The 14,815-nt window shown below is 45.5% G+C and carries 14 protein-coding genes; 3 read left to right on the top strand and 11 right to left on the bottom strand.

The window, feature by feature from the left end; all coding sequences use genetic code 11:
• Positions 1–150 precede the first annotated feature (150 nt).
• Both betT and IBX48_RS03085 read left to right on the top strand, forming a co-directional pair.
• On the top strand, positions 151–2,118 hold the full coding sequence (betT, locus tag IBX48_RS03090; RefSeq protein ID WP_296830610.1) for a choline BCCT transporter BetT: 1,968 nt from the start codon (positions 151–153) through the stop codon (positions 2,116–2,118).
• 19 nt (positions 2,119–2,137) lie between these two features.
• A complete protein-coding gene (locus tag IBX48_RS03085; RefSeq protein ID WP_296830608.1) occupies positions 2,138–3,154 on the top strand; it encodes a porin in 1,017 nt (338 codons plus the stop codon).
• 132 nt (positions 3,155–3,286) lie between these two features.
• Here IBX48_RS03085 and IBX48_RS03080 read toward each other — a convergent pair whose 3' ends face one another.
• From IBX48_RS03080 to rplU, 7 genes are all read right to left on the bottom strand, one after another.
• Positions 3,287–4,279 (bottom strand): TIGR00341 family protein, encoded by a 993-nt coding sequence (locus IBX48_RS03080; RefSeq protein ID WP_296830606.1) that lies wholly within the window; start codon positions 4,277–4,279, stop codon positions 3,287–3,289.
• Positions 4,280–4,305: 26 nt separating this feature from the next.
• On the bottom strand, positions 4,306–5,583 hold the full coding sequence (locus tag IBX48_RS03075; RefSeq protein ID WP_296830604.1) for an MFS transporter: 1,278 nt from the start codon (positions 5,581–5,583) through the stop codon (positions 4,306–4,308).
• A gap of 76 nt (positions 5,584–5,659) precedes the next feature.
• On the bottom strand, positions 5,660–6,385 hold the full coding sequence (locus tag IBX48_RS03070) for a transporter (protein ID WP_296830602.1): 726 nt from the start codon (positions 6,383–6,385) through the stop codon (positions 5,660–5,662).
• A 10-nt stretch (positions 6,386–6,395) separates the two neighbouring features.
• Positions 6,396–7,523, bottom strand: coding sequence for a glutamate 5-kinase (gene proB / locus IBX48_RS03065; RefSeq protein ID WP_296830600.1), 1,128 nt, complete (start codon positions 7,521–7,523; stop codon positions 6,396–6,398).
• Positions 7,524–7,530: 7 nt separating this feature from the next.
• Positions 7,531–8,565, bottom strand: a complete 1,035-nt coding sequence (gene cgtA, locus IBX48_RS03060) for an Obg family GTPase CgtA (protein ID WP_296830597.1) — start codon at positions 8,563–8,565, stop codon at positions 7,531–7,533.
• 103 nt (positions 8,566–8,668) lie between these two features.
• Positions 8,669–8,932 (bottom strand): 50S ribosomal protein L27, encoded by a 264-nt coding sequence (rpmA, locus tag IBX48_RS03055; protein ID WP_296830595.1) that lies wholly within the window; start codon positions 8,930–8,932, stop codon positions 8,669–8,671.
• Positions 8,933–8,993: 61 nt separating this feature from the next.
• The gene (gene rplU, locus IBX48_RS03050; RefSeq protein ID WP_029936018.1) at positions 8,994–9,308 is read right to left on the bottom strand and encodes a 50S ribosomal protein L21; all 315 of its coding nucleotides are present in this window, start codon (positions 9,306–9,308) and stop codon (positions 8,994–8,996) included.
• 311 nt (positions 9,309–9,619) lie between these two features.
• Between rplU and ispB the strand changes: the two genes are divergently transcribed.
• Positions 9,620–10,585: an octaprenyl diphosphate synthase gene (gene ispB / locus IBX48_RS03045; protein WP_296830592.1), complete on the top strand. Its 966-nt coding sequence runs from the start codon at positions 9,620–9,622 to the stop codon at positions 10,583–10,585.
• A gap of 43 nt (positions 10,586–10,628) precedes the next feature.
• Here the strand turns inward: ispB and IBX48_RS03040 are convergent, their stop codons facing one another.
• The 4 genes from IBX48_RS03040 to IBX48_RS03025 form a co-directional block, all read right to left on the bottom strand.
• Entirely contained in the window at positions 10,629–11,207 is a 579-nt protein-coding gene (locus tag IBX48_RS03040) for a hypothetical protein (RefSeq protein ID WP_296830591.1), read from the bottom strand.
• An 89-nt stretch (positions 11,208–11,296) separates the two neighbouring features.
• Positions 11,297–12,457 carry a GGDEF domain-containing protein gene (locus IBX48_RS03035; protein ID WP_296830588.1) on the bottom strand — a complete coding sequence of 387 codons (1,161 nt, stop codon included), beginning with the start codon at positions 12,455–12,457 and terminating at the stop codon, positions 11,297–11,299.
• 189 nt (positions 12,458–12,646) lie between these two features.
• Positions 12,647–13,261, bottom strand: a complete 615-nt coding sequence (gene ssb / locus IBX48_RS03030) for a single-stranded DNA-binding protein (RefSeq protein ID WP_296830586.1) — start codon at positions 13,259–13,261, stop codon at positions 12,647–12,649.
• Positions 13,262–13,265: 4 nt separating this feature from the next.
• Complete coding sequence (locus tag IBX48_RS03025; protein WP_296830584.1) at positions 13,266–14,660, bottom strand: MFS transporter; 1,395 nt, start codon at positions 14,658–14,660, stop codon at positions 13,266–13,268.
• Positions 14,661–14,815 lie beyond the last annotated feature (155 nt).

The raw sequence follows: 14,815 nt of genomic DNA, 5'->3' as shown, positions 1-14,815 counted from the left end.
CCTCCTATTCACTTAATCAGGGCTCATTATATCTTTGAGCTAAACACTTTATATTGTTTATCATAGGATTCATTGTACTTGAAGCTGTTATGACCTGTACAATCAGGTTCAAGAAATCCTTTTATTCATTTTCATCAAAGGCTCTAAGTTATGTCAACATCCACTCCACCTAAAATACTAATTAATGCGCCTGTTTTTTTCAGCACCGCTTTAATTACGATTGCTCTGGTTTTATTTGTTAGTTTTTTTCAAGAACCAGCAAACCTTCTATTCTCTGGCACCCTAAGTTGGATATCAACCCAGTTGGGTTGGTTTTACATTATAGCCGTTGCCGGTTTTCTAATTTTCATCTTAATATTAGCGGTCTCTCGCTATGGCAAGGTCAAGCTTGGCAATGACCACAGCCGACCCGACTTTACTAACTTGTCTTGGTTTGCGATGCTGTTTTCTGCCGGCATGGGCATTGGCTTGATGTTTTTTGGCGTGGCCGAGCCAGTAATGCATTATGTGAGCCCACCTGTAGGTGATGCCGAAACGGCTGAAGCCGCACGCCAAGCCATGCGAATCACCTTTTTCCATTGGGGATTACACGCCTGGGCGATCTACGCGATCGTTGCGATGTCATTAGCTTATTTCAGCTTTAGACACGGTATGCCGATGACAATTCGTTCATCGCTTTACCCTATACTTGGCGAACGTATTCACGGCCCTATTGGTCATGCGGTGGATACCTTTGCGGTATTGGGTACCCTTTTTGGGGTGGCAACCTCGTTAGGCTTTGGTGTCATGCAAATCAACGCCGGACTTAACTACTTGTTTGACGTGCCGGTTTCTGCCACCACACAAGTTATCTTAATTGCGGTTATTACGGCCATTGCTACGGGTTCGGTTGCGCTCGGGTTAGATGGGGGTATTCGACGTTTATCCATTTTAAACATGCTGCTAGCTGGCGCTTTATTAGCCTTTGTGTTAGTTGCTGGCCCAACCGTGTTTTTACTACAAACCCTTGTTCAAAATACGGGTATGTACATTTCTAATATTTTCGAAATGACCTTTAATCTCTATGCCTACGAACCTACCGACTGGGTCGGTGGTTGGACCTTGTTTTATTGGGGCTGGTGGATTGCTTGGGCACCTTTTGTTGGTATGTTTATCGCCATGGTTTCAAAAGGCCGCACTATTCGTGAGTTCGTGCTGGGTGTTTTATTAGTACCCACCGGCTTTACCTTTATGTGGATGACCTTTTTTGGCGGCAGCGCTTTAAATATGATTATGATTCAAGGAATTGGTGAATTGGCAACCGCCGTTTCAGCCGATACATCGGTTGCGCTATTCCAGTTCTTAGAGCACCTGCCTCTTTCCAGTATTACAGCCATGGTCGCTACCTTATTGGTGATTACCTTTTTCGTCACCAGTGCCGATTCTGGCTCGTTAGTGGTTGATCGCTTAACCTCTGGCGGCAAAACTAATTCGCCGACATGGCAGCGTATTTTCTGGGCGGTGATTCAAGGTATTCTCGCGGCCTCCCTATTAGTAACGGGTGGCTTAGCGGCATTACAAACCGCCACCATTGCGAGTGCGTTACCTTTCGCCATTATTATGATTTTAATGGCCTGGGGTTTAATACGATCGCTGCGTATTGATGCGGCTAAACATAGCAGTTTAGCCTCACCGCGTTTAAGCAACAGCCATATGAGCTGGAAAGAACGTTTAACCACATTAGTTAGCCTGCCATCAAAACGTGAAGTATTAGACTATATTGAAAAAACCGTTAAACCCGCTTTAACTGAAGTCAAAGATGAACTTATTAAGCAAGGGGTTGACGCCCACGTTAAGACGGCAGAAGACGGACGGGTTTGGATCGAAGTACGTCACGGTGATCAAATTGACTTCTTCTATTCAGCGCGCCCACATGCTTACGAACCCGCCGCTTTAGTTATGCGTGATACACAGGAGGCCTTAATGAAAGAACGTCAATATTATCGTATTGAAGTTCATTTAGGTGAAGGCGGTCAAGATTACGACATTATGGGCTGGCCAAAAGAAACCATCCTGAATGATGTACTCGAACAATATTCGCGTCACGTGCACTTTTTAAATCAAGTAGTAGCACCTTAAAATAAACGGAGAAATTAAAATGAAAACTAACCCTATTCTTATTAAAGCATTAGGTTTAAGTATCGCGATGACGGCGCCCGCTAGCGTGCTGGCGAGTCTCGATATTAACTTTTACGGCTCCGCTCGCATGCAAGCTGAAACTGTAAACCCAGATAGTGGGGTAACATATCAATCAGGTGAAAGCGATAGCTATATAGGTATGCGTGATGCCTACTCTCGCCTAGGGTTCAAGGCCAACTGGCAAGCTAGCAATAAAGTTGAAGTGTTTGGGCAATTAGAAATCCCGTTTGATATGGCTAATTTTAAGGTACAAGACCCTTATAACGACACACGTGATCTACGTGTCGCTCAAGTAGGAATCAATACGGATCATGGGTCATTGGCTTATGGCCAAATGTGGCTACCTTTTTACAATGCTATCTCTTACAAGGTAGATAGATTCAGCACTTACTATAGTGGCTATGCTACGCTCGCCTATTTCCGTGCTTACAACGCCGTTAGTTACTATAGCCCAGACTATAATGGTTTGTCGTTTGCCGCCGGGGTTGTCATGAAGGATGATTCGGGTCGCGCTGATACCTTTGACGACAATCGTTACCAGTTGACCGCTACTTATAACAATAATGGTACTGACTTTTCGATCGGTATAGAACAGGTAGATAATGCGATTGACGAACAATTGTTGGGTGCGGCTTTAGGCCAACAAATTGACCAGTTGTATGTAGGAGTTAAACTTGAACAATGGAGTGCGAAAGGCTCTGATAATTCAAACGTAGCTAACTTTTATGCCGACTACCAGTTAAACCAATATACTTTTAAAGCAATGATTGCTGACGTTGATGGCTTTGGTGGGGAGATTTTGCATATCGGTGCAGACTATCAATACAGCAAAAACTTAAAAACCTTTATCGAGTTTTATCAGCAGGAAAGTGGGAACGCCATTGCTAACCGTAAAGCTGGCGGTGGCGGCGATTTTGCTGACTCATTAACAGGTGGTGGTAATGCACTGGCGGTTGGTTTCCGTTACGACTTTTAATCTACTCACTCAATAAGCCTGCAATCAAAACATGAAACCAGGCTTTGAATGACAAACTTAATTGGCCGCGTTGGACTTTTCCAAACGCGGCTTTTTTTCACCACCCTCAGCCTCAGCCTCAGCCTCAGCTAATTACACGGGTTGAAACTGGGTTAAATAAATCGCCGCGATTAACAATCCCAACGTCACAACCCAGATTACAAAGTAAATGATTAACGAACGTTTGGCATTTTGCTGTTCCGCATTGGTTCTGGGATGAATGCCTTTTAAGAAAAACACAATTTTGGACGACAAATTCACCGACACAATATTCACCGCTAATAACAAGCCCGCACCCAGCGCCAAATCAAAATGCCCGAGCGTCAACATAATGCCAAACACCACAGCGGGCGGTAATAAAGCCACCGCGACCATGACGCCAACTAACACGCTCGCCACGCCGGAGGTAACCGACAAAGCCGCCGCTGCACCGGACGCCAGCGCTAACACCACCGCCGGCAACTCCACGTAAGTTCGAGATTGAAGTTCGCCCACGCTAATATCTATCGGCACCACTAAAGCCATTAACATCGACAAACCAATCGCTAAGCCAACGCCCGCCACACCAGAAACTAAGGACTTTTTCATTAAATCCAAGTCGGCCAACGCGGTCGCTAACCCCAAGGCTAGGTTAGGGCCTAATAAAGGGGCAATCACCATGCCACCAATAATAATGGCGACGTTATCTTCGATCATACCTATTGCCGCCACCACAGTAGACAAGGCCACCAACACTAAATAGTTAGTATTCAGGCGAGCATTTTGTTCGATGGTTTGATAAAGCTGTTCACGGTAGGTAGTCGAACCATCTTGCTCTTTGGTATCGTCTTTTTTCGTTTCAGGTTCGGGTAAAACCGATTCGACCTCCAACACCATAACTTGAACCTGGTCTGGACATTCTTGAGACACGTCTTGAATTTGATCTAACGCTTGCTGCACTTGAGAGTCATGCAGCGTGATTTGAAACCAATGCTTATGTTCGTCTTGCAATTCCGCTTGTCGAAACAACCAGGCCTGGTGATTATTCAACAACTTAGTTAACTTAGGTGAGGCGGCGGGATGACAGGTAATATCAATTAATTTCATAACAACCTCTGACTATATTCAAACAATTATGACGGCTTATTATCCGTGTTATCGGCCTCAAAATCCGGCCGATGTTCTTCAACCCACTGCTCATCTTGGCGTGGATCCATTTCAGCCAAAACTGAGCCGGAGGCCGCTGGTACCGCCACAAACACACTCAAGTGATCATCTGGAATCCGCTCACGCATTAAGGCAAACACACCCAAGCCAACGGCAAATAAGGCCAGGATGATAAAAAATACCGTCACCGAGTAACCCAACACAAACCCTAGTAACAACGGTGCTAAAAACGAACCTAAGCCATAGGAAAATAATAGGGTCCGACTGATTTCGACAATATCCTTGTTTTCATCAAACACGTCGTTAGCGCGCGCCACACTTAACGGATAAATGCTAAACAAACTGATACCAATTAAAAAACCCAGCCCATAGAGTACCCATAAACTATTGGGCGCGATCAGCATCAACATAAAAATAACAAAACTAAAGAACCCAGCCCAGGCAATCAACTTACGCCGGCCATAACGATCAGATAACGTCCCCACTGGCCATTGCGCCAATAACCCGCCTAAGATACTAATCGCCATAAAAATCGCCACCGCACTGCCATCACCAAACGACTTAAGCACATAAAGCGGCATCATGGTATAAAACGCGCCGACGAAAAACCCACCTACAAAACTGCCGACCAAAGCCAACGGTGCGACCGTCAATAGTTTAGGCATACTGTAACGTTCAAATGGCCGCATGACTGGCTGCGATATTTTGGTGATCGCGATTGCAACCAGTGACCACAACACCAGCACCGAACCGATTACAAACACACTTTCAGGCTGCACATCCATCAGTAAAATAAACTGACCTAAAGCGGTCGCCAAGAAGAAAATAATGGTGTAAATCGCCAGCACGCGTCCCCGTTCTGCGTGGGTACTTTTTTCGTTTAACCAACTTTCCAACACAATTAACAAAGCATAAAAAGCAAACCCAGAGATCAGGCGCAACACGCCCCAGACATAAGGATCAAAGACTAAAACATGCCCCAGAAAAGAAATGACCATTAACGCCGAAAAGGCCGAAAAACTTCGGGCATGCCCGACGGTAACAATAAGTTTTTGACTAAAAATCGCTGCTAAGATTGCGCCCAAAAAAAACGCGGCATTTATGATACCAATGCTCGATTCGGTCATGCCTTCTTGCTTTAAAAACACGCCAATATAAGTCATCAACATGCCATAACCGGTCGCTAACAACGCGATGGCAAAAAACAATGATGAAATGGGAAGTAGGGTTTGCCTAAAAAGCATAGATATGAACTCGATTAAAACTCAAAAAAACGTGCTGGCACGCTCACGAGCGATCCAGCGATGAGTTTTGAAGGGCTTAAAACAAACGGGCGTAACCAAACCCGATAAAGTCGGTGTCGCTATTTTCTAGCCCACCACCGATATAAACATCTAATTGGGTATTTGCATTTAGCAAATAGGTTAAGCCCGCATTAAGAATTAATACCGTATCGCCCGAATAAGTAAGCGGCGCATCCGCATAAACTTCAACATAACTGCCAACTTGGCCTGAATGGGTAAAACTCGTACCAACCGCCGCTTGAAGATTTAATTCACGTGCATCTTTCCGATAGTCCGACTCAAGCTGTAGCACACCAAACAACCCCCAGTCAGATTGCAAAGCCTTATCCCATAACAGGCCACCCAACATTCTGGTTTCACTTAGATTATCCGAATTGTCACCAGTTGGTAAGTCCAACTGAGCTAACGCGGATAAATTGTAATCTGCGCTGGTAATCATGCGTTTTTTCAAAGCCAAGGTGACATCACTTTGCGTTGAATCACTTTTTATCGTCTGATAACCCGCCCAGCCAATGCCCAGCTCTAAGTCGTGCGTTAAGCCGGTACGAAGGTTCAATAAAGGTAGCGTATGCGCCGTTGTTGAATTCCACATATCAGCCTGATAGCCCAACTCAACATTCAATTGACCCGGGGCGAGAGTATGCGTGCCAGTCGAAAATCCAGGACGATCCGCCACCACACCTTGTGCCTGAACCCAAGCCGGAATGAATAACACACACATTACTTTTAAAAAACGATTCATACTTGTTCCTTTAACACTCAACTAAAACTAAATTATCACGATGAATCATCGATTCATCGCCTGCATACCCAAGCAGTTCTACAATTTTATGGCTGGATTGACGCAAAATTTTGCGCGCTTCGTTATGATCATAATTGATTAAACCACGTGCAATTTCTTTACCCGCTTCATCCTGACAAATCACCAGTTCTCCGCGCTTAAACTGACCGTCCACCTGAGTAACGCCAACGGGCAATAAACTACGACCCTGTTGCATCACGACTTTAACTGCGCCGGCATCCAAGGTTAAATAACCACGCGCCTGCAAATGACCCGCCAACCATTGTTTACGCGCCCTCATTGGTTCTAAATCGGGAACCAATAAGGTGCCTAAATTTTCAGCCGCAAACAAACGCGGCAACACATTCGGTTCACGTCCAGAAGCAATTAAGGTCGCCGTTCCCGAACGCGCCGCACGTTTCGCCGCCATCACCTTGGTGAACATGCCACCACGCCCTAACGCACCGCCTTCAGAGCTCGCCATAGCTTCAATGTCTTTGCGACTCACTTGCGCTTGCTCAATTAATTTGGCTTGCGGATTTTCACGCGGATTGGCGTCATACAAGCCTTGTTGATCCGTCAAAATCACCAAAACATCTGCGCCGATCAAATTGGCGGTCAAGGCCGCCAAGGTATCATTATCGCCAAACCGAATTTCATCGGTCACAACGGTGTCATTTTCATTAATAATCGGAATCACGCCATGAGCAACCAGTGTTTGAATGGTATTTCGTGCATTCAAATAACGCGCGCGATTCGACAAGTCATCATGTGTCATTAAAATTTGCGCGGTATGTAAACCACTTTTAGCAAACTCAGATTCATAAGCCTGCACCAAGCCCATCTGACCCACCGCGGCAGCGGCTTGCAACTCATGCAAAGCGGATGGTCGGCTTAACCAACCTAAACGTTTCATGCCTTCTGCCACCGCACCCGACGACACAATAATGATCTCAACCCCCTGTTCGCGCAGCTGCACCATCTGTGCAACCCACTTGGCCAGTTCAGCTTGATTTAAACCCGAGCCATCATTCGTCAGCAAAGCGCTGCCCAATTTAATCACCCAACGTTTAGTCTTTGTTAAGGCTTGACGATCCATGTTAATCTCACTCTTGCTCTTCTAACGCTTTCGCTTTATTGGCAATCAAAGCCCAAGAAATTTTCTGCATTAATTCGTCTGTACCTCTGCGCTCAACCGCTGAGATTCGATGCACTTCACCGGTCCAATTTAGACGCTGAATAATGTCATCACAACGTTCGTCGGCTTCTTCATCTAAAAGTAAATCGGTTTTGTTTAACACTAGCCAACGATCTTTGCCGGCTAATTCTTCACTAAATTTTTCTAACTCTTTTTCAACCACCCGAACCGCATCAACCGGATCCGAACCATCAAGCGGCGCAATATCTAATACGTGAAGCAACAAACCGGTACGTGACAAATGCTTAAGAAATTGCACGCCCAAACCAGCGCCTTCTGCCGCGCCTTCGATTAAGCCTGGAATATCCGCAATCACAAAACTGTTTTCAGCCGAAACACGCACCACACCCAAGTTTGGGTAAAGTGTAGTAAACGGATAGTCGGCTACTTTTGGGCGCGCCGCAGAAACCGCACTGATCAAGCTTGACTTACCGGCATTCGGCAGACCCAGCAAACCGACATCCGCCAACACCGTCATTTCGAGCAACAACTCTCGCAATTCGCCGTCTTCGCCCAAGGTATGCTGACGTGGTGTACGGTTGGTGGAACTCTTAAAGTGAATATTGCCCAGACCATGATGTCCGCCTTTTGCCACCAGCAATTCTTGACCGTTTTCAGTCAAATCGCCAATCTGCTCTTGGGTGTTTAAATCCGTTACCATCGTACCTATCGGTACATGGATGACCAGATCTTCACCGGCACGGCCAGTTTTTTGATTTCCCATACCAGCTTGACCGTTCTGGGCTTTAAAACGTTTGGTAAAACGAAAGTCCACTAAAGTATTCAGGTTGGCATCGGCCACAAAAATAATGCTGCCGCCATCGCCTCCGTCGCCGCCATTTGGGCCACCAAACGGAATGTACTTTTCGCGTCTAAAACTGGCAATGCCGTTCCCGCCGCGTCCGGCTTCAACAAAAATTTGCGCTTCATCTACAAACTGCATGGTTCACCAACCTAAATTAACCGATTATTATTTTTTCAAACAAAAACGCCCCGCACAAATGTGTGCAGGGCGTTCTATTTTAGCATGTGAACGGTCGAAACGATTAAGCAGTCTGCTCAACAATCTCAACATAGGTACGCACTGGCTTACCCTTGGTCACGAATGCAACTTTACCGTCTGCTTTAGCAAACAAGGTATCGTCTTTACCACGACCAACGTTAACGCCAGCATGGAACTTAGTACCACGCTGACGAACAATAATGCTTCCTGCTGAAACAGCTTCGCCACCGAAACGCTTAACACCTAAGCGTTTGGCATTAGAATCGCGACCATTTCGTGTACTACCTGCGGCCTTCTTATGTGCCATGGTTCTATCTCCTGTAACAGGCCTTCAACAACCAGGCCTGGTTCTAGTCTAAGTTTAAAACTTAAGCTGAAATACCTGTGATTTCAACTTCAGTATAGTTCTGGCGATGGCCTTGCTTAGAACGAGACTTGTTCTTACGACGACGGAATTTGATGATAGTCACTTTTTTGCCACGACCGTTACCTATAACGGTTGCCGCAACTTTTGCACCTTCAACAACAGGCGTGCCTAATTTAACAGACGCGCCTTCACCGACCATCAAGACCTCGTCAAATTCAACCTTGTCACCTTCATTCAGACCTAAAGTCTCAATGCGCAAAGTTTGACCTTGACGTACTCGATATTGCTTACCACCGGTTTTAATTACAGCATACATTTTTGTACATCTCCCGGATTGAAAATTCTGTTCATTTGGACGATTCGGATAATAGATCGAGTCATCGCTACAGTAAAGGCGGGATTATATAGAGTTTTATTTGCCAGGTCAAAGCAAATACACAAATATTTTATGCTTAACTTAAGCACCAGGCCTGGTGCTGGCTAAATTCAGAATCAATTGTATAAAAAAACCGACAAAGTTGTTCAAAACCTTTCCAAAGCCCTCGAATCATAATAAACTTCATAATCGTTTATACGCCGATAAATTTGCCAGCATGGCCGACTTCAAAACCTAAGACACTTATATTTATGACGCTGAATGACATTCGCCAACTGATTCAATCTGACATTGAAGCCACGGATCAACTGATCCTTGAACGCCTCGCATCCGATGTGATCTTAATTAACCAAATTGGCCACTACATTATTAACAACGGTGGCAAACGTCTGCGCCCCTTAATTGTTTTATTAAGTGCGCACGCCTGTCAGTACAACGGCAATCAACATCGCATGATGGCGGCGGTAATTGAGTTTATTCACACCTCAACCCTATTACACGATGACGTGGTGGATGAATCCGACACACGTCGCGGCCAAAAAACCGCCAACGAAGTTTGGGGCAATGCCGCCAGTGTATTGGTGGGCGACTTTTTATATTCGCGTTCGTTTGAAATGATGGTCGAACCCGGCTTAATGCGTATTATGCAAGTGATGTCGGAAGCCACCAACGTGATTGCCGAAGGCGAAGTCTTACAGCTACTAAACTGCCACGATGCCAATACCGATGAAGCCCGCTATATGCAGGTCATCCATCGCAAAACCGCCAAGTTGTTTGAAGCCGCTGCTCAAATGGGGCCGGTATTAAGCCAACAACCTGAACTGGAAACGGCCTTTGCACTTTATGGCCGGCATTTAGGGGCGGCCTTTCAGCTAATTGATGACGTGTTAGATTACACCGCCAGCACCGAAGAACTGGGCAAAAGCATTGGGGATGATTTGGCAGAAGGCAAACCAACTTTGCCATTGATTTATGCCATGCAGCATGGCGAAGAAGCGCAAAAACAAGTGGTTAAACGCGCGATTGAGACCGATGGCATTACATTGCTTACCGAGGTGACGGAGATCATCAAACAAACTGGCGCAATTGAGTTTACGCAACACAAAGCGCAACAAGAAGCTGAGCTGGCCAAACAAGCCTTAGCGCCAATTAAAGATTCCGAATACAAACAAGCCTTGATCGCCTTAGCCGATATGGCCGTGAATCGCCGCCATTAACTAACGGTTAAATTCAACGGCCTAACCTACCAACTTAGGTCTTTTATTTGGCTTTTTTCGAATCCACTATTTCTTCGACTACGCCCTCAATTTGCTCACGCAATTGTGCTTCATGCTCTTCGCGGCGTGCCTCTACAAACTGTTTATACAGCTCCAAATTGTTCAGCTTGGTTTTATCCCAGTCAATCCGACGCAGCAACCAACGCGTCATATAACGCACGATTTTTAACTGATCCGCCGATTGATAAAGCAACTCGGGGCGTGGTCGCAGACCGTGAATTCGCTCAACCGCAATCGTCTGGTTTTCCACATCCGTGCGAATGCGTAAAAACCCACTTTGGCTATCATCAAAGCTAATACTGTAATACACACGAACAACTTGGTTGAGGTTAAAAATGGCTTTCGCCAAAATCGTTGATTCACGTTTGCCGTTCACCCCCACCGTATTAATGAAGATGTTCTGCCCTTTAATACTGCGGAAAAACTGCTCAACTTCATCAATCGGCACCTCTTTATAGCGAATTTCGGTTAAGCGTTCTGCGTTTTTTAATGCGTCCGAGCGTCGCTCTAAAGACTTAAAGAAAAATTTAACCGCAGGGCTAATATCGTTTTGCGTACTCATAATATACCTCTAACACCTTAACGACCAACCCAAACAAAGCTTAAATGCTAGAAGTTATTTTTTTTATAAGCTGGGGTGGTATGCCACCACTATTTCACACTCACTTGGTTACGGCCGTTCTGTTTACTTTTATACAGCATCGCATCGGCCTCAGCGATCAGTTCAACATAGTCGTTCATGTTATAAGGAACACGAGCACTCATACCAAAGCTCATTGTAAGCGTTTGTTCGGATTGCCCGACATCAAACAACATTCGCTCAACCTTTTGCCTTAACTGCTCAGCCAACTCGGTCGCTTTAACCAAGTCGGTTTCGGGCAAAATAAGAATAAACTCTTCCCCGCCATAACGATGTAAGGCATCACTGTAACCCACATTCTGAATAATCAACTGCGCCACGTCTACCAATACTTTATCGCCGGATTGATGACCGAAACGATCATTAAAGTCTTTAAAACTATCAATATCACACATGATAATACTAACTGGCTTTTCTTCAATTAAATGGCTTTTCCAGACCCGTTTAATCATCTCGTCAAAATGACGACGATTATGAATCCCGGTTAAAAAGTCGGTATTAGAGGCCTTCTTAAAACCTAAATTTGACTCTTTTAAAGATTCAATTAACTGGTCGTTTTCGAGCCGCTGAAAAATATTTTTTCGGTGAGTGGAGTTAAGTTGTCGGGCTTGCTCATACAACATTAAGGCAAACACTGCCAAAATCAGCACCATCAGCATCGACTCAAAGGTGAGTTTTTCGAAGTGATATAACATATAACTGCCAAGATAAGGCACAGATGACAAATAGAAAGCCGGTAAAAAGTAAGCCGCATACACCGCAGCCCCGGCTGCCAAGCCGAACACCATAATACTGGCGGCTAAGGACTCGAACGGCAGGCTTTCAAAATCCAAGAAAAACACCGTCATACCCCATAACACCCCATTAACCAAAGAGGTGGTTAATGACATTTGTTTCATCCAAGGCTTCTGACGTGTTGCTTCATCTGCACTCAACCAATGGCGAATAAAAACAAACCGAACCAATATATTCAGCGCCAAAATACCACCCCAAACCACTAACCAGGGGGACGGTACTTTTGAATAAAACAAAAACACAAATATCAGACCAAATATGGCATGGGAATACACGGTGCCTAAAGCTTTCGAATAAAGATCATAAGCCAGCAATCGCTCGACTTCATTTTCGGACACAGTCGGCTTGTTAATCAAAGCTTGCTTTGGTTTTGGCACGAAATATCATCCCGTTTTTAATTTTAAGGACTGTCTAAACAATATAATCAAATTCGATTCAACAAACCACTTTTGTGAACCTAAAACTACCCGCTAACTGCGAGCTTTTCCTAGACGAAGAAATATAAAACCTGCTCAAAGACAGGTTTTATAGGAATGCAGAATTAAAACTTTGCTATCAGGTGTGTTTTAGAATGGTACATCATCGTCATCAAAATCATTCGGCTGATAAGCGGGGCGTGCAGGCGCTTGTTGGGCTGGGCGCTGTTGCTGAGCGGGCGCACCGCCGCCCATTGGGGCTTGTGCATAACCACCCATACCGCCTTGTGGAGCTGGGCGTTGTTGAGCCGGACGTGCTGGGGCTTGTTGCTGGGTTTGACCAAAGCCACCATCATACGCACCCTGACTTTGATCAAACGCGACATCACTTGGACCGCCTTGTTGTTGGCCGCCACGGTTACCGCCGCCTAACATCTGCATCACACCGTTAAAGTCCAACACCACTTCGGTCGAATAACGATCCTGACCACTGGTTTGATCTTGCCATTTGCGGGTTTGCAGCTTGCCTTCTAAATAAACTTGCGAACCTTTGGTCAGGTATTGTTGGGCGATTTCGGCTAATTTGCCGAAAATCACCACGCGGTGCCATTCGGTTTTTTCTTGTTTTTCACCGGTGGCACGATCATTCCACTGCTCACTGGTGGCGACATTTAAATTTGCGATTGCGGTTCCATTGGCGGCAAAGCGCACTTCTGGATCACGACCAAGGGTACCGACTAAAATTACTTTATTGACTCCACGCATAGCTCTACTCTCTTACCTTTGCTTCTTGAAAATATTGAATCAGGGCTTCTTCATCAACTATTTTACGATCAATTTTAAAAAACGCTCGTTGCTCTTCGGCGATCACCACCGCTTCAAACACACCATCATAAGCACACATTCTTTTCTGTATGTCTTCAATTTCACCCGGTTCAACTGAACCGATTGATACCGATGCGATACTCCAAGGCATGGGTTTTTGCATAGTCAGAGCCAACACGAACCACAAACTTCCGATGACAATTGTAAAACCGAACACGCCATTATAACCATAGGCTTGATATAAATAACCACCAATTGCACCACCAACCGCCGCACCTAAAAACTGACTGGTGGAATAGACGCCGGATGCGGTGCCTTTTTTATCCGCCGGGGATAACTTTACCACCAAAGACGGCAAAGAAGCTTCCAACACATTAAAGGCGGTAAAAAACAATAGTAACCAAACAAACAACCAGGTGTAACTTGTGTGCCATTGGCTCATGCCCAGCTGGGCAAGCGTGATCATTAAAATCGCACCGGCGAATACTATTTTCATGCGGCCAAAACTTTCAGCCTGGATAATAAGCGGCACCATTAATACAAACGACAATAACATCACCGGTAAATACACTTCCCAATGACTAAGCGAATCTAAACCGGCTTGGTCACGCAGCATAAATGGCACCACAATAAACATCGCGGTTAAGACCGCGTGCAATACAAAAATACCCACATCCAAACGCAATAACTGGGTGTTTTGTAATACCGACCAAATTTGCGCTGGCACCGCTTGCGCTTCACGCTGAAATTGCTGATTTTTAATTTCCGGCACCGCAAACATGACTAATAACGCGCCCACCACAGACAAACCAGCGATCACCCAAAAAATGCCGCGTACACCAAACCATTCCGCCAAAACCGGCCCAGCCACTAAAGATAAGGTAAACGACAAACCAATTGTAATCCCTACAATTGACATAGCTCTAAGTCGAAACGGCTCGCGTACTAAATCGGCGACACTGGCGGTTAATACCGCGGCGACCGCCCCCATGCCTTGAATCGCACGACCGACAATCATCATTTCAATGGATTCGGCCAATGCGCAAACGATCGAGCCAACAAAAAATACCGCCATGCCCAATATAATTAAAGGCTTTCGACCAAAACGATCGGACAACATGCCATACGGAATTTGCAACAAGGCTTGCGTTAAACCGTAAGCGCCTATCGCCAAGCCGATTTGTAAGCCGGTGACGCCTTGAAACTCTTGCTCGGCAAACAGCGCAAACACCGGGAAAATCATAAACAAACCCAGCATGCGCGTGGTAAAAATCCCCGCAATCGAGAAGGTCGCACGGCGCTCGGTCGGATTCATGCGGCGCGATAACAATTCAGACATAACTAACCTTTCATTCCTAAAACCATTCGGCACTATAATTAATGCCGAGATTATAACACTTAGGAAATGCCACAGATGAAAAGCCTTAATGCCTTAAATCGGGCATCTCGATTAACCCCTGGTTGATTCTGCGGGACTTAAAGGTCACTTATTCT

It is taken from the genome of Thiomicrospira sp. (assembly GCF_014859555.1).
Taxonomy (GTDB): domain Bacteria; phylum Pseudomonadota; class Gammaproteobacteria; order Thiomicrospirales; family Thiomicrospiraceae; genus Thiomicrospira.
Note: the sequence above shows the minus strand (reverse complement) of the source record. Positions and strands in the feature narration are given on the sequence as shown.

Coding starts and splice junctions, on each gene's coding strand:
- rplU (WP_029936018.1), bottom strand. CDS start 9,308: ATGTATGCTGTAATTAAAACCGGTGGTAAGCAATATCGAGTACGTCAA.
- rpmA (WP_296830595.1), bottom strand. CDS start 8,932: ATGGCACATAAGAAGGCCGCAGGTAGTACACGAAATGGTCGCGATTCT.
- cgtA (WP_296830597.1), bottom strand. CDS start 8,565: ATGCAGTTTGTAGATGAAGCGCAAATTTTTGTTGAAGCCGGACGCGGC.
- IBX48_RS03070 (WP_296830602.1), bottom strand. CDS start 6,385: ATGAATCGTTTTTTAAAAGTAATGTGTGTGTTATTCATTCCGGCTTGG.
- IBX48_RS03085 (WP_296830608.1), top strand. CDS start 2,138: ATGAAAACTAACCCTATTCTTATTAAAGCATTAGGTTTAAGTATCGCG.
- ssb (WP_296830586.1), bottom strand. CDS start 13,261: ATGCGTGGAGTCAATAAAGTAATTTTAGTCGGTACCCTTGGTCGTGAT.
- betT (WP_296830610.1), top strand. CDS start 151: ATGTCAACATCCACTCCACCTAAAATACTAATTAATGCGCCTGTTTTT.
- ispB (WP_296830592.1), top strand. CDS start 9,620: ATGACGCTGAATGACATTCGCCAACTGATTCAATCTGACATTGAAGCC.
- IBX48_RS03075 (WP_296830604.1), bottom strand. CDS start 5,583: ATGCTTTTTAGGCAAACCCTACTTCCCATTTCATCATTGTTTTTTGCC.
- IBX48_RS03080 (WP_296830606.1), bottom strand. CDS start 4,279: ATGAAATTAATTGATATTACCTGTCATCCCGCCGCCTCACCTAAGTTA.
- IBX48_RS03040 (WP_296830591.1), bottom strand. CDS start 11,207: ATGAGTACGCAAAACGATATTAGCCCTGCGGTTAAATTTTTCTTTAAG.
- proB (WP_296830600.1), bottom strand. CDS start 7,523: ATGGATCGTCAAGCCTTAACAAAGACTAAACGTTGGGTGATTAAATTG.
- IBX48_RS03025 (WP_296830584.1), bottom strand. CDS start 14,660: ATGTCTGAATTGTTATCGCGCCGCATGAATCCGACCGAGCGCCGTGCG.